Below are 15,653 nucleotides of genomic sequence, written 5' to 3'. Positions count from 1 at the left end.
CGATTATAGCCATCCAGGCGGCGCAGCCCAAGGTCTTCCGTCGTGCAGCATTCTGCGACAGCCTGGCGCTTGGCGATCGAGGGGGGACTGGCAATACTGTTGCCCCCTTCGTCCATGATTGGCTGTAGATATGAAGTCGAAACTGCTCCTTGGCCTGCTGGCTGTGACGCTGCTGGTGGGCTGTGACCGGGTCGATCCCAACTCTCCGCTGGGCAAGCGCCAGGGCCTGTTCGAAGAGATGCTGCGCACCAGCGAAGATCTGGGCGGCATGCTGCGCGGACGCCTGAGTTTCAATGAGCAGCGTTTCGCCGAGGGCGCGGCCAAGCTCGACGAGCTGTCGCGCCAGCCCTGGCAGTACTTCCCGCAGGTGCGCGAAAGCGACGGCGACAGCCAGGCGCGCGATGAGGTGTGGCAGCGCCAGGAGCGCTTCCAGCAGCTGGCGCGGGAGCTGGAAGCCGCCACCGCCGAGCTGCGTGGCGCCGCCCAGGTCAAACCGTTGAAGGCGCGCGCACTGGAGGCGCCGGTGGCCAAGGTCGAGGCGGCCTGCAAGGCCTGCCACGAAGAGTTCCGCATCTACTAGAAACCCTCGATGCCGCTGCGCTGCAACTGTTCGCGCAGGTGCAGCACCTCCGGGTGGCGGAAGAAGGCTGTCAGCTGGGCGGCTCGAGTCGGGCCCACGCCGGCATAGGCGTCCCAGTCCGCTGCCTCGCGTGCCGCCAGTGCTGCCCAATCGCCCTGCAGCGGCGCCGAGCCGCTGGGTGGCAGGCCCAGGGCGCGCAGCCATTGCGCGAAGGGGCGCTGCCGCGCGCTGGCGAAGCTGGCGGACAGGCTTGCCGCGCTGCGCTGGCCGAAGCCCGGGCGGCGGGCCAGTTCTTCTTCCGCCAGTGTCAGCCAGTCCAGCAACCCCTGCAGTTGCAGCTTTTCCCAGGTGCCGGCGCCGACGCCGGACAGCGCCAGGCCCTGCTTGCCGCCCAGCCACTGCAGGCGCGCGGCGAACTGGCTGGCGCAGCCGGGCGTCGGCCGAAAGCAGCTGAGGGCGTGGTGCTGCGCCGGCTCCGGTACCTGCAGTTGCGTGCGCTGCTGGGCACGCCAGACCACGCTCTCCATGTGCGGGATGGTCAGGCCGGCGAGGGCGATGGCCACCTGGTCGCCGGGCCGCACATCCAGCTCGCGCCAGCGTTGCAATGAACCGAGGCTGACGCGGCGCACCTGGCGTCCGTCCAGTTCGACCGCCTGCAGCTGCAATAGCGGGGTGATGCGCCCCGTGCGGCCAATCTCGAACCGCACGGCACGCACCTGGGCCAGGGCCTGACGCGGTGGGTATTTCCAGGCCGCGGCCCAGCTCGGCGGCTCAGCGATCCAGCTGTCGCCAGATGGGCGCTGGCCCTGGCGCAGCACCACGCCATCGCTGGCGAACGGCAGGGGCTGGTGATACCAGCGCTCGCGCCACTGGCCGGCCTCCGCCGCCGTGCGCAGCGGCAGGGTCAGCGCGACGCTGTCGGCGAAACCCAGCGCGCGCAGGCCCTGCAGGCGCTCGGTCATGCTCGCCGGGCCGTTCGGCCAGTCCCAGACGAACAGGCCCACCTGCCGGGCGCGCGGTTCATCCAGCGTGCCGCGCGCCATGGCGCCGGCGGCCAGGCCGCGCAGGCCATTGCCGCCGTCACGGGCCTGCACGTGATCGGCGACGCGCCAGTACAGCTCGCCCTGCAGGATCAGTTCGGCGCGGTCGGGCAGGTGTTGCGGGATGGCATCGATCAGCCGGGCGCGCGCCGTCCAGTCCTGGCCACTGCGGCCGTCGCCGCGGCTGATCGCCTGCTGCAGGCGGCCGTCGCGGTAGACCAGGGTGATCGCCACGCCATCGACCTTGGGCTGGATCCACAGGTCGTCGCGCCCGGCCATCCAGGCGCGCACCGCCGCTTCGTCGCGCAGCTTGGCCAGGCCGGTCTGGGCCACCGGATGAGCGATGGGGCCGCCTGCGCCCTGCAGCGGAGCTATGGCTGCCGGAGCCTGGGCGGGGAAGCAGGCCTGCCAGTCTTCCAGGCGCTGGCGCGACTGGTCGTAGAGTTCGTCGCTGATCGGCGAGCGGCCCTGGCGGTGATAGGCGTCGTCCCAGTCGGCGAGCTGCGCGGCGAGTGCCGCCAGCTCCCGTCGAGCCCGTTCGGCGGGCCAGTCGGGGCAGGGCACGGCGGCCACCTGGCCGGCGCACAGGGCCAGAAACAGTGGAAAGAGGCGAGGGGGCATGGCGAGCGTCCTTGCTCAGGGTGACAAGCGACAAGCCTAGCCCAGGGCATAAAAAAGCCCCGCCGAAGCGGGGCTTTGCGTCGCGGCAACTGGGCCTTACAGACCGGCGGCGGCGCGCAGGGCGTCGACCTTGTCGGTCTTTTCCCAGGTGAAGGTGCTGAAGGTGTCGTTGCCGACGGTCTTCTGCTGCGGGGTGCGGCCGAAGTGGCCGTAGGCCGCGGTGTCGCGGTACATCGGGTGGAGCAGGTCGAGCATCTTGGTGATGGCGTACGGACGCAGGTCGAACACTTCGCGCACCAGCTGGATGATCTTGTCTTCGGCGATCTTGTGGGTGCCGAAGGTGTTGATCGAGATGGAGGTCGGCTGGGCCACGCCGATGGCGTAGGACACCTGGATCTCGCAGCGCTCGGCCAGGCCGGCGGCAACGATGTTCTTGGCCACGTAGCGGCCGGCGTAGGCAGCCGAACGGTCGACCTTGGACGGGTCCTTGCCGGAGAAGGCGCCGCCGCCGTGACGGGCCATGCCGCCGTAGGAGTCGACGATGATCTTGCGCCCGGTCAGGCCGCAGTCACCTACCGGGCCGCCGATCACGAAGTTGCCGGTCGGGTTGATGTGGAACTGGGTGTCCTTGTGCAGCAGCTCGGCCGGCAGGGTGTGCTTGATGATCAGCTCCATCACCGCTTCACGCAGGTCGGGCAGCGATACTTCCGGGCTGTGCTGGGTGGACAGCACCACGGCGTCGATGCCGGCCACCTTGCCGTTCTCGTAGCGGCAGGTGACCTGGCTCTTGGCATCCGGACGCAGCCACGGCAGCAGGCCGGACTTGCGCGCCTCGGCCTGGCGCTCGACCAGGCGGTGCGAGAAGCAGATCGGTGCCGGCATCAGCACGTCGGTCTCGTTGCTGGCGTAGCCGAACATCAGGCCCTGGTCGCCGGCGCCCTGGTCTTCCGGCTTGGCACGGTCGACGCCCTGGTTGATGTCCGGGGACTGCTTGCCAATGATGTTCATCACGCCGCAGGTGGCGCCGTCGAAGCCGACGTCGGAGCTGGTGTAGCCGATGTCGCAGATCACGTCGCGGACGATCTGCTCGAGGTCGACCCAGGCGCTGGTAGTGACTTCGCCGGCGACGATGGCGACGCCGGTCTTGACCAGGGTCTCCACGGCCACGCGGGCGTGCTTGTCCTGGGCGATGATGGCGTCGAGGACGGCATCGGAAATCTGGTCGGCGATCTTGTCCGGGTGGCCTTCGGACACGGATTCGGAGGTAAACAGGGAGTATTCGCTCATTTCAAAATCCTATTCATACCTGAGTTTGCTTCGCATCCGGCTTGGCAAAGTGCCGTACCTGAATCTGAAAGCCGTTCTTGAGGCCCACATAGAGGCTCTCGCCGGGCGTGAGCCCCGCGGCATCGGCCCAGCGGGCCAGATCTTCCTGTTCGAAGCCTAGCCAGAGGTCGCCGCAGGCCGTCCTGGCCCAGCTCTGGTCATGGCTGCACAGCTCGGTGATCAGCAGGCTGCCGGTCGGTCTGACCAGGCGTGCCAGCTGCTTCAGCGCCTCGGCTGGGGCGGCGAAATGGTGCAGCACCATGTTCACCACCACGCAGTCGGCGGCGTCGATCTCGTCCCTGAGGGCATCGGCGAGCTTGAGCTCGACATTGCCCAGTTGTTCGTTGTCACAGCGCTGGCGCGCCAGCTCCAGCATCGCCTCGCTGTTGTCCAGCGCTACCACCCGGGCGAAGCGGCGGGCCAGCTCCGGCAGGAAGCCGCCATCGCCGGGGCCGACTTCCAGCGCCGTGCTGCCGGCGGCGAAGCCCAGCGCATCGAGCAGTGCCAGCACGCTGTCGCGGTACTGCGGCAGGCCGGCGATCAGGTCCTGCTGGGCCTGGAACTTGTCTGCCGCGCGGGCGAAGAAGTCGCGGCTGGCGGCGGCGCGCTGGGCGTGCACGGCAGCGATGCGCGCCTCGACTTCGGCCGGTAGCTGCAGGCCGTCGACTTCCGCCAGCAGCGCGCCGTGCAGGGTGCCGCCGAGCAGCTCGCCCTGCGGCAGGGCACGGCGGTAGAACACGGCGTTGCCTTCGCGGCGGGTGGCCACCAGGCCGGCCTGGGCCAGGACCTTGAGGTGGTGGCTCATGCCGGACTGACCGATGGCGAAGATCTGCGCCAGTTCCAGCACGCCGAACGAGTCGTTGGCCAGCGCGCGCAGTACGTTCAGGCGCAGCGGGTCGCCGCCGGCCTTGCACAGGGCGGCGAGCTCATCGGCTGGCTCGAAGCGGAGCTGGGGCACGCGCATATTCATAGGGCGGGCAGTCTAGTCGGTCACTTTTCATCCAGCAACAGCAATATCAAAAAGTTTTGATATTGCTGTCGATCATCTGCAGTAAGGCGGCTGGCGCCGGGTTCAGGCGGCTGCCCGGGCGCCACAGCACATGCAGCTCGCGTTCGATCTGCAGATCGCGTACATCGAGCTGCACCAGGCGGCCGTCGGCCAGTTCCTCTTCCACCACCAACTGCGACAACCAGGCGATGCCGCGTCCGCCGGCGATCAGGCGTTTGAGCGGCTCGGTGCCGCCGCCGATCATCGCCGCGCGTGCTTCCAGGCCGTGCTTGCGGTAGGCCTGCTCGATACTGGCTCGGGCGCCGGAGCCGGGTTCGCGCAGGTACAGTTCGTGCGCCTGCAGCTCGGCCAGCCGCAGGCTCTGGCGGCCGGCCAGTGGGTGCGCGGGGCCGACCACCGGCAGCAACTGGTCGCGAGCGAGCAGGTGGTGGGCATAGTCCTCGGCCGGGAAGGGGCCTTCGACGAAACCCAGGCTGATCAGTGCGTCATCCAGCTGCTGCAGCACTTCCCGGGTGTTGCTCATCTGCAGGCTGACGAACACGCCAGGGTGCCTTTCGCGGAAGCGATTGAGCAGCGGTGGCAGCCAGTAGGCGCCCAGGGTGGCGCTGGCGCCGAGGCTCAGCTCGCCATGGCCGAGCCCGGCCAGGTCGCGCAGGTCCCGCTCGGCAGCCTGCTCCAGGGCGAAGATGCGCTCGGCGAACTGCAGCAGGCGCTGGCCACCCTCAGTGGGCGTCACGCCGCGCGGGTGGCGGTCGAACAGGGTCAGGCCGAGGCTGGCCTCCAGGTCGCGGATTTCCCGGGTCACCGCCGGCTGGCTGATGTGCAGGGTCTCCGCGCCACGGCTGACGCTGCCGGCCTGGGCGACGGCGAGAAAGACCTTGAGGTGGTGCAGGTTCATAGACATGCCATATCAATTAGGTATCCATGTGATGCTGAATATGTATTTTTAATATGGCAAGTGGCGCCTTAGCCTGACCCTGTCTGTAGTCACCCCACGGGACCACCCGACCGGAGTCTTATGCCTCGTCCTTTTACTCGCTTGCCCGAACCCTGGGCATTCATCCGTCACTTCACTCCCAACTGGTTCGCCGTGACCATGGGTACCGGCGTGCTTGCTCTGGTGATTGCCCGCCTACCCTGGGCAGTACCTGGACACATGGCGCTGGCCGAAGCCCTTTGGCTGTTCGGTGTGGCCCTGTTCGCCCTGTTCACCCTGCTGTTCCTCGCCCGTCTGGTGCTGCACCGCGACACCCTGTGGCCGATGCTGCTGCACCCGGTGCAGTCGATGTTCCTCGGGGCCATTCCGATGGGGCTGGCGGTGCTGGTCAACGGTCTGCTGCAGTTTGGTCCGGCGCGCTGGGGCGAGGGGGTGTATGCGCTGGCGCACGGCCTGTGGTGGCTGGATGCGGCCCTGGCGCTGGGCAGCGCCTTGCTGGTGCCCTACCTGATGTTTACCCGGCAGAGTCACGCGCTGGAGAAGATGACGGCCGTGTGGCTGCTGCCGATCGTCGCGCCGGAGGTAGCGGCAGGCGCCGCCGGCGCGCTGGCGCCGCACCTGGACCCGGCTGCCGCGCGCCAGATACTGGTGGTCGGCTTCATTCTCTGGGGTATGTCGCTGGCCCTGGCTTTCTCGCTGATCACCCTGGTGCTGCTGCGCCTGGCCCTGCACAAGCTGCCGGACACCGACTTCGCCGCCACCAGCTGGCTGCCGCTGGGGCCCCTGGCCACTGGCTGTCTCGGCCTGCTGAGCATGGGGCAGGCGGCGCCTGCCGCATTCGCCGGTACACCGCTGGCCGCAGCGGCAGAGCTGGCGCACGGCATCGGCCTGGTCGGCGGATTGGCCTTGTGGGGCGCCGGTCTGTGGTGGCTGGTCATCGCCACTCTGTTCACTCGCCATTACATGCGCGACAACATGGCCTTCAACCTCGGCTGGTGGGGTTTCACCTTCCCGCTCGGGGTGTTCGCCCTGGCCACCTTCGAGTTGCTGCACCTGACCGAGCTGCGCTTCTTCGCCTGGGTCGGCCTGGTGCTGGCGGTGCAGCTGACGGCGGTCTGGCTGCTGGTGCTGCAGCGCACGCTGCGGGGAATGTGGCACGGCGAGCTGTTCCGTGCCCCTTGCCTGAGTACGCCACAGCCCGCAGCCCACGGCGTTTTCAGCGCCGATTGAGGCTGGCGGAAGGGGCTTCGACCATCTGTCATTGCCCCTGGGGGCCTGGCTGGGCGAAAATACGCGCCTTTTACGTGACCAGCCCCCCGCAGGAGATTAGCGATGCCCAGCCGTCGTGAGCGAGCCAATGCCATTCGTGCCCTCAGCATGGATGCCGTGCAAAAGGCCAACAGCGGCCACCCCGGCGCCCCCATGGGCATGGCCGACATCGCCGAAGTGCTGTGGCGTGACTACCTCAAGCACAACCCGCAGAACCCGCAGTGGGCCGACCGCGACCGCTTCGTGCTGTCCAACGGCCACGGCTCGATGCTGATCTACTCGCTGCTGCACCTGACCGGCTACGACCTGTCGATCGACGATCTGAAGAACTTCCGTCAGCTGCACAGCAAAACCCCGGGCCACCCGGAGTACGGCTACACCCCGGGCGTGGAAACCACCACCGGCCCGCTGGGGCAGGGCATCGCCAATGCCGTGGGCTTCGCCATCGCCGAGAAGGTGCTGGGCGCGCAGTTCAACCGCCCCGGCCACAGCATCGTTGATCACCACACCTACGTGTTCCTGGGCGACGGCTGCATGATGGAAGGCATCAGCCATGAAGTCTGCTCGCTGGCCGGCACCCTGGGCCTGGGCAAGCTGATCGCCTTCTACGACGACAACGGCATCTCCATCGACGGCGAAGTGCACGGCTGGTTCACCGACGACACCCCGGCGCGCTTCGAAGCCTACGGCTGGCAGGTGATCCGCAATGTCGACGGCCACGATGCCGAGGAAATCCAGACCGCGCTCAAGACCGCGCGCGCCGAAACCGAGCGCCCGACCCTGATCTGCTGCAAGACCGTGATCGGCTTCGGCTCGCCCAACAAGGGCGGCAAGGAAGAGTGCCACGGCGCGCCGCTGGGCAACGACGAGATCGCCCTGACCCGCGCCAAGCTGGGCTGGAACCATGGCCCGTTCGAGATCCCGGCCGACATCTATGCCGAGTGGGATGCCAAGGCCGCCGGCGCTGCCAACGAGGCCGAGTGGAACCAGCGCTTCGCTGCCTACGCCGCGGCCCATCCGGAACTGGCTGCCGAGTTCAAGCGCCGCATGGCTGGCGAGCTGCCGGCTGACTTCGCCGAGAAGGCCGTCACCTATATCAAGGATGTCGCCGAGAAGGGCGAGACCATCGCCAGCCGCAAGGCCAGCCAGAATGCGCTGAACGCCTTCGGCCCGCTGCTGCCGGAATTCCTCGGCGGCTCCGCCGACCTGGCCGGCTCCAACCTGACCCTGTGGAAGGGCTGCAAGGGCGTGGAAGCAGGCGACGCGGCCGGCAACTACCTGTTCTACGGCGTGCGCGAGTTCGGCATGAGCGCCATCATGAACGGCGTGGCCCTGCACGGTGGTTTCATCCCCTACGGCGCGACCTTCCTGATCTTCATGGAATACGCCCGCAACGCCGTGCGCATGTCCGCCCTGATGAAGCAGCGCGTGCTCTACGTGTTCACCCACGACTCCATCGGTCTGGGTGAAGACGGCCCGACCCACCAGCCGATCGAGCAGCTGGCCAGCCTGCGCGGCACGCCGAACCTGGACACCTGGCGCCCGGCCGATGCCGTGGAGTCCGCCGTGGCCTGGAAGTACGCCATCGAGCGCGCCGACGGTCCGTCCGCGCTGATCTTCAGCCGTCAGAACCTGCCGCACCAGGCCCGCGACGCCCAGCAGCTGGCCGATATCGCCCGCGGCGCCTACGTGCTCAAGGACTGCGCCGGTGAGCCGGAGCTGATCCTGATCGCTACCGGTTCGGAAGTCGGCCTGGCCGTACAGGCTTTCGAGACGCTGAGCGAGCAGGGCAAGAAGGTCCGCGTCGTTTCCATGCCGTCGACCAGCGTGTTCGATCAGCAGGACGCCGCCTACAAGCAGGCCGTGCTGCCGCTGCAGGTGGGCGCGCGTATTGCCATCGAGGCCTCGCATGCCGACTACTGGTACAAGTACGTTGGCCTGGAAGGCCGCATCATCGGCATGACCACCTTCGGTGAGTCGGCGCCGGCCGCGCAGCTGTTCGAGGAGTTCGGCTTCACCGTCGAGAACATCCTGGAAACCGCTGCCGAGCTGCTGGACGCCTGAGTCACCCCTCTCCCGCTTGCGGGAGAGGGGCAGTGGGAGAGGGCTGCGTTGCTGGCGACCCTCTCCCCATCCCTCTCCCATGAATGGGAGAGGGGGCACACCGCAGACGCCGAGAGAACCCATGCCCAACGCCCGCCCCTACAAAGTCGCCCTCAACGGCTACGGCCGTATCGGTCGCTGCGTGCTGCGCGCCTTGCACGAGCGCGGCGCGGCGGCGGGCTTTGAGATCGTGGCGCTGAACGACCTGGCCGACCAGGCCAGCATCGAATACCTGACCCGCTTCGACTCCACCCACGGCCGCTTCCCCGGCCAGGTGCAGGTCGACGGTGATTGCCTGCACATCAATGGCGACTGCGTGAAGGTGCTGCGCCAGAGCGAGCCGGAAGGCATCGACTGGGCCGCGCTGGGCATCGACCTGCTGCTGGAATGCTCCGGCGTGTACCACAGCCGTGCCGATGGCGAGCGCTTCCTCAGGGCCGGCGCGCCTCGGGTGCTGTTCTCCCAGCCGATGGCCAGCGAAGCGGACATCGATGCCACCGTGGTGTTCGGGGTCAACCAGCAACGCCTGAGCGGCGCGGAAAAGCTGGTCTCGAATGCGTCCTGCACCACCAATTGCGCGGTGCCGCTGCTCAAATTGCTCAACGAGACGCTGGGCATCGAGTACGTCTCGATCACCACCATCCACTCGGCCATGAACGACCAGCCGGTGATCGACGCTTACCATCACGAAGACCTGCGCCGCACGCGCTCGGCCTTCCAGTCGGTGATTCCGGTGTCCACCGGCCTGGCGCGGGGTATCGAGCGCCTGCTGCCGGAACTCGCCGGGCGCGTGCAGGCCAAGGCCATCCGCGTGCCGACGGTGAACGTGTCCTGCCTCGACATCACCTTGCAGGTTGCGCGTGACACCAGTGCCGCCGAGATCAATGCCTTGCTGCGTCAAGCCGCCGAAGCCGGTCCGTTGCAGGGCCTGCTGGCCTACACCGAGCTGCCGCATGCCAGCTGCGATTTCAACCATGATGCCCATTCCGCCATCGTCGACGGCAGCCAGACCCGGGTCTCCGGCCCGCGCCTGGTCAACCTGCTGGCCTGGTTCGACAACGAATGGGGCTTTGCCAACCGTATGCTCGACGTCGCGGAACACTTCCTCGCCGTTGCCTATTCCTCCAAGTAACCAGCCCCCGTGAAGGACTGACCATGACCGTTCTGAAGATGACCGATCTCGACCTCGCCGGTAAGCGCGTGCTGATCCGCGAAGACCTCAACGTGCCGGTGAAGGACGGCGTGGTGAAGAGCGACGCGCGCATCCTCGCCTCCCTGCCGACCATCAAGCTGGCCCTGGAGAAGGGCGCGGCGGTGATGGTCTGCTCGCACCTGGGCCGCCCGACCGAAGGCGAGTTCTCCGAGGAGAACAGCCTGGCGCCGGTCGCTGCCTATCTGAGCAAAGCCCTGGGCCGCGACGTGCCGCTGGTCAAGGACTACCTGGGCGGCGTCGAGGTGAAAGCCGGCGACATCGTCCTGTTCGAGAACGTGCGCTTCAACAAGGGCGAGAAGAAGAACGCCGACGAACTGGCCCAGCAGTACGCCGCCCTGTGCGACGTGTTCGTCATGGACGCCTTCGGCACCGCTCACCGCGCCGAGGGCTCGACCCACGGCGTGGCCAAGTTCGCCAAGGTCGCCGCTGCCGGCCCGCTGCTGGCCGCCGAGCTGGACGCCCTGGGCAAGGCCCTGGGCAATCCGCAGCGCCCGATGGCCGCCATCGTCGCCGGCTCCAAGGTGTCGACCAAGCTCGACGTGCTGAACAGCCTGAGCCAGATCTGCGACCAGCTGATCGTCGGCGGCGGCATTGCCAACACCTTCCTCGCTGCAGCCGGACACAAGGTCGGCAAGTCGCTGTACGAGGCCGATCTGGTCGACACCGCCAAGGCCATCGCCGCCAAGGTCAGCGTGCCGCTGCCGGTCGACGTGGTGGTGGCCAAGGCCTTCGCCGAAGACGCCGAAGCGACTGTGAAAGCCATCGCCGACGTTGCCGACGACGACATGATCCTCGACATCGGCCCGCAGACTGCCGCGCAGTTCGCCGAGCTGCTGAAGTCGTCCAAGACCATCCTGTGGAACGGCCCGGTCGGCGTGTTCGAGTTCGACCAGTTCGGCAACGGCACCAAGGTGCTGGCCCAGGCCATCGCCGAGAGCCCGGCGTTCTCCATCGCCGGTGGTGGCGACACCCTGGCCGCGATCGACAAGTACGGCGTGGGCGAGCAGATTTCCTACATCTCCACCGGCGGCGGTGCCTTCCTCGAATTCGTCGAGGGCAAGGTCCTGCCGGCCGTGGAAGTGCTGGAACAGCGCGCCAAATAACCTCTTCTCCCGTTTACGGGAGAGGGGAGAACAGGCCAACCGGAGAACCACCATGCTGAAGCAAGCAAGCTGCACCCTGGCCCTGGCCGCCCTGCTGGGTGGCTGTGCCAGCCAGCCGGCGAGCGACGAGTGGACCCGCTGGGTCTGCGACAGCCAGGCCGAAGTGCTGTGGCGTCTCGCCGACGCCGATGGTGAGAGCGTGGACCTGCGCCTGGGCGGCGACGATATCGTCCACCGCTTGGTGCAGGAGCCGTCCGGCTCGGGTGCGCTCTACAGCGACGGCATGCTGGCTTTCCACACCAAGGGTGACGAAGGTCTGGTGTACCGGGTGGCCGATGACGACCTGATCGGTCGCGGTTGCCGCGCCCGCTAGCGGCAAAGCATTTGCATGACCCCGCGCTCAGGCTGTGCGCGGGTTGGGATGGCGGGGCAGCCCGACGTCCGGAGACTTGAACCAGGCTCGCCCGTGGGGCAGGCTTGCACGATTAACGACCCATTCCGGGAGACAGGAACACCATGGCACTCATCAGCATGCGCCAGATGCTCGACCACGCCGCCGAATTCGGCTACGGCGTGCCGGCTTTCAACGTCAACAACCTCGAGCAGATGCGCGCGATCATGGAAGCGGCCGACAAGACCGATTCCCCGGTGATCGTCCAGGCTTCTGCCGGCGCCCGCAAATACGCCGGTGCGCCCTTCCTGCGCCACCTGATCCTGGCCGCCATCGAAGAATTCCCGCATATCCCGGTGTGCATGCACCAGGACCACGGCACCAGCCCGGACGTGTGCCAGCGCTCGATCCAGCTGGGCTTCAGCTCGGTGATGATGGACGGCTCGCTGAAGGAAGACGGCAAGACCCCGGCCGACTACGACTACAACGTCCGCGTGACCCAGCAGACCGTGGCCTTCGCCCACGCCTGCGGCGTGTCCGTGGAAGGCGAGCTGGGCTGCCTGGGCAGCCTGGAAACCGGTATGGCCGGTGAGGAAGACGGCGTTGGCGCCGAGGGCGTGCTGGACCACAGCCAGCTGCTGACCGATCCGGAAGAAGCCGCGGCCTTCGTCAAGGCCACCCAGGTCGATGCCCTGGCCATCGCCATCGGCACCAGCCACGGCGCCTACAAGTTCACCAAGCCGCCGACCGGCGACGTGCTCTCCATCGAGCGCATCAAGGAAATCCACAAGCGCATCCCCAACACCCACCTGGTGATGCACGGCTCCTCCTCGGTACCGCAGGAGTGGCTGAAGGTGATCAACGAGTTCGGCGGCGACATCAAGGAAACCTACGGCGTGCCGGTCGAGGAAATCGTCGAGGGCATCAAGCACGGCGTGCGCAAGGTCAACATCGACACCGACCTGCGTCTGGCCTCCACCGGTGCCATCCGCCGCATGATGGCCGAGCACCCGAGCGAGTTCGACCCGCGCAAGTTCTTCGCCAAGACCATCGTCGCCATGCGCGACATCTGCATCGCCCGCTACGAAGCCTTCGGCACCGCCGGCAACGCCTCCAAGATCAAGCCGATCTCCCTGGAAGGCATGTACCAGCGCTACGCCAGTGGCGAGCTGGCGGCCAAGGTCAACTAAGCCGTCATGCTGTACCCGAAAGCCCCGTTCCGCGGGGCTTTCTCGTATCGGGGGGAAGGGCATGCCGTCACGTATCCTGGCGCTGGGCGCCGTTCTGCTGTTGGCCGGTTGCGCCGGCCAGGCGCCGGCGCCCGAGCAGCCTGCAAGCGTGCCGTTGGTGGTCAGTTCCGGCGACCCGCAGCGCTGCGGCGAGCGCGCCGAGTGCACCACCAAAGTCTCGCGCACGCTGCTGTTCGTCTTCGACTATGCGGCGGCCGGCGGCCATCTGCTGCAACGCCAGGGGCGTCTGCTGTTCACGCCAGACGAGGCCGCACCGAGCGAGTGGCCGGCTGTGGCCATTCGTCTGGCCGAGCCGGTCGATAGCCGCTTCGACTTCGCAGCCGAATGTCAGGTCGCGCAGTGCCGCTACAGTGCCGAAGAGCTGCTGCGGGTCTATCGCAGCTACCTGGCCGACCGGCCCTGCTCGTTGCAGCTGGCGTCGGCGGTGCATGGCTGCGAGCCCTGACGGTGGTGAGCGGGGTTACACTGCGCCCATGAGCACGCCTTTCAAATACCTCCAGGGCTACCCGCCGCATTTGCAACAGCAGGTGATGCAGATGGTGAGCGAAGATCGCCTGGGCGATTACCTGGCCAGGCGCTATCCCAATCGCCACTCGGTGCAGAGCGACAAGGCGCTGTACGGCTACACCGTGGAGCTGAAGCAGGAATACCTGCGTAGCGCACCGGCCATCGACAAGGTGCTGTACGACAACCGCCTCGACCTGACTCATCGCGCGCTCGGTCTGCACACGGCGGTGTCGCGGGTGCAGGGCGGCAAGCTCAAGGCGAAGAAGGAGATTCGTGTGGCCGCGCTGTTCAAGGAGGCGGCACCGGAGTTCCTCAACATGATCGTCGTGCACGAACTGGCCCACCTGAAGGAGGCCGAGCACAACAAGGCTTTCTACAAGCTGTGCCAGCACATGCTGCCGGATTACCACCAGCTGGAATTCGACCTGCGCCTGTACCTGACCTGGCGCGACCTGCAGGGCGCCTGAAGGCGCTGGACGAAAACCGTACAGCGCGGTGCAGGGCCCGCCGCGCCTGCGCTGCATGGACTCTTCCCCGGCTTATCCACAGAGTCATCCCCGGTTTATGTGCGCAACCTTTTGAATCCAATAGGTTTTAATTCGGAGTTCGGGTAATCCGACCAGCGTCCGCCCTGGTCTGATGGCTAAACGCTATGGTTAAAGCAGGTCCCGGCAAAGGAGCGCCCTCATCGCGCAAGGCCGCGTTCTTTCGCGGAGGTTCGATCATGAGCACTGCACCCACCCTGCTGACCTGCGAACAGTTGAGCAGTTTCAGCCCGATGGATTTCCTCACACCGCACTATCGCCAGCAGCTGCATGCCAGCCTGCAGTACCTGCAATACCCGGCCGGTACCCCTTTGCTGCAGCGGGGCGAGCGCTCCGTGGCGCAGTATTACCTGCTGGAGGGCCGCGTCAGCGTGGACAGCGGTAGCGCTGGCAAGCAGCATATCGAGGGGGGATCGATCCAGGCCCACCTGCCGCTGAACCCGGGGCAGTGCAACCCGGCCAGCATCAGGGCTGTCACTGCGGTGCGCCTGTTCGCCGTCGAGCACCAGCTGTTGCAGCGTCTGCTGGGCTGGAGCCAGGAGGCGGCGTATCAGGTCAGCAGTCTGGGCGAGATGCAGGTCGAGGAGCAGGAGGACGACTGGCTGGCGCGCTTGCTGGCCACGCCGCTGTTCGGGCGCCTGCCGCCGTCCCATCTGCATGCCCTGCTGGCGCGCTTCGAGTACGTCGAGGCCCGTGCCGGAGAGCGGGTGGTCGGGTATGGCGAGCCCGGCGAGCACTTCTTCGTCCTCAAGCGGGGCCGCGCCCAGGTCAGCTTGCCGGCCGCCTACCGCGACCAGCCGGCGCTGGTACTGGAACGCGGCGACTTCTTCGGCGAGGAAGCGCTGGTCAGCGGCGCCGTGCGCTCGGCCAGTGTGATCATGCTGGAGGACGGCGAGCTGGCACGCCTGCACCGTGACGACTTCGTCGAGCTGGTGCGCCCGACCCTGATCCCGCGTATCAGCAAGAGCGACCTGCAACGCCTGGGCCCGCAGGGGCAGCGTCCGCACCTGTTGCTGGACGTGCGCCTGGCGGCCGAGTATCGCCTCGGCCATCAGCCGGAGAGCCTCAACCTGCCGGTGGCCAACCTGCGCACCCATGCCGACAGCCTGGACCGGGCCACCTGTTACGTGGTCACCCCGGAGGGTGGCATCCGCAGCGAACTGGCCGTGCACCTGCTCAACCAGCTGGGGTTTGAAGCATACCTGCTAGGGGGCGAGCAGTCGGCGGCCGCCTGATCACTCGACGCGCAGTACTTCCCAGGCCTGGGTTGCGGCCTGTACCTGGTCACCCGGACCCTGGCCCAGCAGTTGCCGGCCCAGCGGTGCGTGCGGCGTGATCAGGGTGATTTCCTGGCCGTCGTGCTGCAGTTTCAGGCCGGCACCGTCCGGCCCCAGCAGCAGGCATTGCCGGCCGCCGCCGGTGTTGCCCAGCCAGATCAGCGCGCCCAGCTGGATGCCCAGCGTCTCATCGTAGGCCCGCATCTGCAGGGCTTGCCAGGCCGCCAGGGCGGCGCGGATTTCGGCGGCACGGCGGGCCTGGCCGGCGGCCAGGTAGGAGGCTTCCAGGCCGCGCGTGTCGTACTTGTTCTCGGCCTTGCTTTCCTCATGGGTGGCGGCCTGGCGGGCGTCTTCGGCGGCCGCGAGCAGCAGCGTCAGATCGTCTGCGAGGCGGCGGCATACCTGTTGCTGGAGAAGGCGTTTGTCCATGTGCGGGGCGTCGGTGGCTGGGGACGTGCAGGTTATCAGCACGACGGGCGGCG

General features: G+C 67.4%; 15 protein-coding genes. 10 read left to right on the top strand and 5 right to left on the bottom strand.

The features are described from left to right. The first annotated feature begins 130 nt into the window (after window positions 1-130). Complete coding sequence (locus ACOAPY_RS19675; protein WP_076581120.1) at window positions 131-580, top strand: c-type cytochrome; 450 nt, start codon at window positions 131-133, stop codon at window positions 578-580. Here ACOAPY_RS19675 and ligB read toward each other — a convergent pair. From ligB to ACOAPY_RS19655, 4 genes are all read right to left on the bottom strand, one after another. Beyond that, window positions 577-2,241: an NAD-dependent DNA ligase LigB gene (gene ligB / locus ACOAPY_RS19670; RefSeq protein WP_465154433.1), complete on the bottom strand. Its 1,665-nt coding sequence runs from the start codon at window positions 2,239-2,241 to the stop codon at window positions 577-579. The genes ACOAPY_RS19675 and ligB overlap by 4 nt on opposite strands. A gap of 96 nt (window positions 2,242-2,337) precedes the next feature. After that, the gene (gene metK, locus ACOAPY_RS19665; protein WP_465154432.1) at window positions 2,338-3,528 is read right to left on the bottom strand and encodes a methionine adenosyltransferase; all 1,191 of its coding nucleotides are present in this window, start codon (window positions 3,526-3,528) and stop codon (window positions 2,338-2,340) included. 13 nt (window positions 3,529-3,541) lie between these two features. Then, window positions 3,542-4,537, bottom strand: a complete 996-nt coding sequence (locus tag ACOAPY_RS19660) for an ArsR/SmtB family transcription factor (RefSeq protein ID WP_465154431.1) — start codon at window positions 4,535-4,537, stop codon at window positions 3,542-3,544. A gap of 46 nt (window positions 4,538-4,583) precedes the next feature. Continuing rightward, complete coding sequence (locus tag ACOAPY_RS19655) at window positions 4,584-5,480, bottom strand: LysR family transcriptional regulator (protein WP_465154430.1); 897 nt, start codon at window positions 5,478-5,480, stop codon at window positions 4,584-4,586. A gap of 114 nt (window positions 5,481-5,594) precedes the next feature. Here ACOAPY_RS19655 and ACOAPY_RS19650 point away from each other — a divergent pair, with 114 nt between their 5' ends. From ACOAPY_RS19650 to ACOAPY_RS19610, 9 genes are all read left to right on the top strand, one after another. Beyond that, window positions 5,595-6,743, top strand: coding sequence for a TDT family transporter (locus ACOAPY_RS19650; protein WP_465154429.1), 1,149 nt, complete (start codon window positions 5,595-5,597; stop codon window positions 6,741-6,743). Window positions 6,744-6,845: 102 nt separating this feature from the next. After that, a complete protein-coding gene (tkt, locus tag ACOAPY_RS19645) occupies window positions 6,846-8,846 on the top strand; it encodes a transketolase (RefSeq protein ID WP_465154428.1) in 2,001 nt (666 codons plus the stop codon). Window positions 8,847-8,967: 121 nt separating this feature from the next. Beyond that, on the top strand, window positions 8,968-10,017 hold the full coding sequence (epd, locus tag ACOAPY_RS19640; RefSeq protein WP_021698966.1) for an erythrose-4-phosphate dehydrogenase: 1,050 nt from the start codon (window positions 8,968-8,970) through the stop codon (window positions 10,015-10,017). A 23-nt stretch (window positions 10,018-10,040) separates the two neighbouring features. Next, window positions 10,041-11,201: a phosphoglycerate kinase gene (locus tag ACOAPY_RS19635; protein WP_278956953.1), complete on the top strand. Its 1,161-nt coding sequence runs from the start codon at window positions 10,041-10,043 to the stop codon at window positions 11,199-11,201. 52 nt (window positions 11,202-11,253) lie between these two features. Further along, on the top strand, window positions 11,254-11,574 hold the full coding sequence (locus ACOAPY_RS19630) for an MliC family protein (protein WP_465154427.1): 321 nt from the start codon (window positions 11,254-11,256) through the stop codon (window positions 11,572-11,574). A 143-nt stretch (window positions 11,575-11,717) separates the two neighbouring features. Beyond that, on the top strand, window positions 11,718-12,782 hold the full coding sequence (gene fba / locus ACOAPY_RS19625; RefSeq protein ID WP_021698963.1) for a class II fructose-bisphosphate aldolase: 1,065 nt from the start codon (window positions 11,718-11,720) through the stop codon (window positions 12,780-12,782). Window positions 12,783-12,843: 61 nt separating this feature from the next. Continuing rightward, window positions 12,844-13,287, top strand: coding sequence for a hypothetical protein (locus ACOAPY_RS19620; RefSeq protein ID WP_465154426.1), 444 nt, complete (start codon window positions 12,844-12,846; stop codon window positions 13,285-13,287). Window positions 13,288-13,315: 28 nt separating this feature from the next. After that, window positions 13,316-13,816, top strand: a complete 501-nt coding sequence (locus tag ACOAPY_RS19615) for a YgjP-like metallopeptidase domain-containing protein (protein WP_465154425.1) — start codon at window positions 13,316-13,318, stop codon at window positions 13,814-13,816. Window positions 13,817-14,073: 257 nt separating this feature from the next. Next, window positions 14,074-15,129, top strand: coding sequence for a cyclic nucleotide-binding domain-containing protein (locus tag ACOAPY_RS19610; protein WP_465154424.1), 1,056 nt, complete (start codon window positions 14,074-14,076; stop codon window positions 15,127-15,129). On the opposite strand, the gene ACOAPY_RS19605 is transcribed toward ACOAPY_RS19610, so the two are convergent. Continuing rightward, window positions 15,130-15,600: a transcription elongation factor GreAB gene (locus ACOAPY_RS19605; protein WP_203790145.1), complete on the bottom strand. Its 471-nt coding sequence runs from the start codon at window positions 15,598-15,600 to the stop codon at window positions 15,130-15,132. Window positions 15,601-15,653 lie beyond the last annotated feature (53 nt).

Origin of the sequence: Pseudomonas stagnisoli (genome assembly GCF_048595745.1) — a bacterium.
GTDB classification, from domain to species: Bacteria; Pseudomonadota; Gammaproteobacteria; order Pseudomonadales; family Pseudomonadaceae; genus Aquipseudomonas; species Aquipseudomonas alcaligenes_A.
This window is presented reverse-complemented; position numbering and strand designations above follow the sequence as displayed.

What these genes read in the sequence shown, in the direction of transcription:
- ACOAPY_RS19675 (WP_076581120.1), top strand. Translation starts at nt 131, where the DNA reads ATGAAGTCGAAACTGCTCCTTGGCCTGCTGGCTGTGACGCTGCTGGTG.
- ligB (WP_465154433.1), bottom strand. Translation starts at nt 2,241, where the DNA reads ATGCCCCCTCGCCTCTTTCCACTGTTTCTGGCCCTGTGCGCCGGCCAG.
- metK (WP_465154432.1), bottom strand. Translation starts at nt 3,528, where the DNA reads ATGAGCGAATACTCCCTGTTTACCTCCGAATCCGTGTCCGAAGGCCAC.
- ACOAPY_RS19660 (WP_465154431.1), bottom strand. Translation starts at nt 4,537, where the DNA reads ATGAATATGCGCGTGCCCCAGCTCCGCTTCGAGCCAGCCGATGAGCTC.
- ACOAPY_RS19655 (WP_465154430.1), bottom strand. Translation starts at nt 5,480, where the DNA reads ATGTCTATGAACCTGCACCACCTCAAGGTCTTTCTCGCCGTCGCCCAG.
- ACOAPY_RS19650 (WP_465154429.1), top strand. Translation starts at nt 5,595, where the DNA reads ATGCCTCGTCCTTTTACTCGCTTGCCCGAACCCTGGGCATTCATCCGT.
- tkt (WP_465154428.1), top strand. Translation starts at nt 6,846, where the DNA reads ATGCCCAGCCGTCGTGAGCGAGCCAATGCCATTCGTGCCCTCAGCATG.
- epd (WP_021698966.1), top strand. Translation starts at nt 8,968, where the DNA reads ATGCCCAACGCCCGCCCCTACAAAGTCGCCCTCAACGGCTACGGCCGT.
- ACOAPY_RS19635 (WP_278956953.1), top strand. Translation starts at nt 10,041, where the DNA reads ATGACCGTTCTGAAGATGACCGATCTCGACCTCGCCGGTAAGCGCGTG.
- ACOAPY_RS19630 (WP_465154427.1), top strand. Translation starts at nt 11,254, where the DNA reads ATGCTGAAGCAAGCAAGCTGCACCCTGGCCCTGGCCGCCCTGCTGGGT.
- fba (WP_021698963.1), top strand. Translation starts at nt 11,718, where the DNA reads ATGGCACTCATCAGCATGCGCCAGATGCTCGACCACGCCGCCGAATTC.
- ACOAPY_RS19620 (WP_465154426.1), top strand. Translation starts at nt 12,844, where the DNA reads ATGCCGTCACGTATCCTGGCGCTGGGCGCCGTTCTGCTGTTGGCCGGT.
- ACOAPY_RS19615 (WP_465154425.1), top strand. Translation starts at nt 13,316, where the DNA reads ATGAGCACGCCTTTCAAATACCTCCAGGGCTACCCGCCGCATTTGCAA.
- ACOAPY_RS19610 (WP_465154424.1), top strand. Translation starts at nt 14,074, where the DNA reads ATGAGCACTGCACCCACCCTGCTGACCTGCGAACAGTTGAGCAGTTTC.
- ACOAPY_RS19605 (WP_203790145.1), bottom strand. Translation starts at nt 15,600, where the DNA reads ATGGACAAACGCCTTCTCCAGCAACAGGTATGCCGCCGCCTCGCAGAC.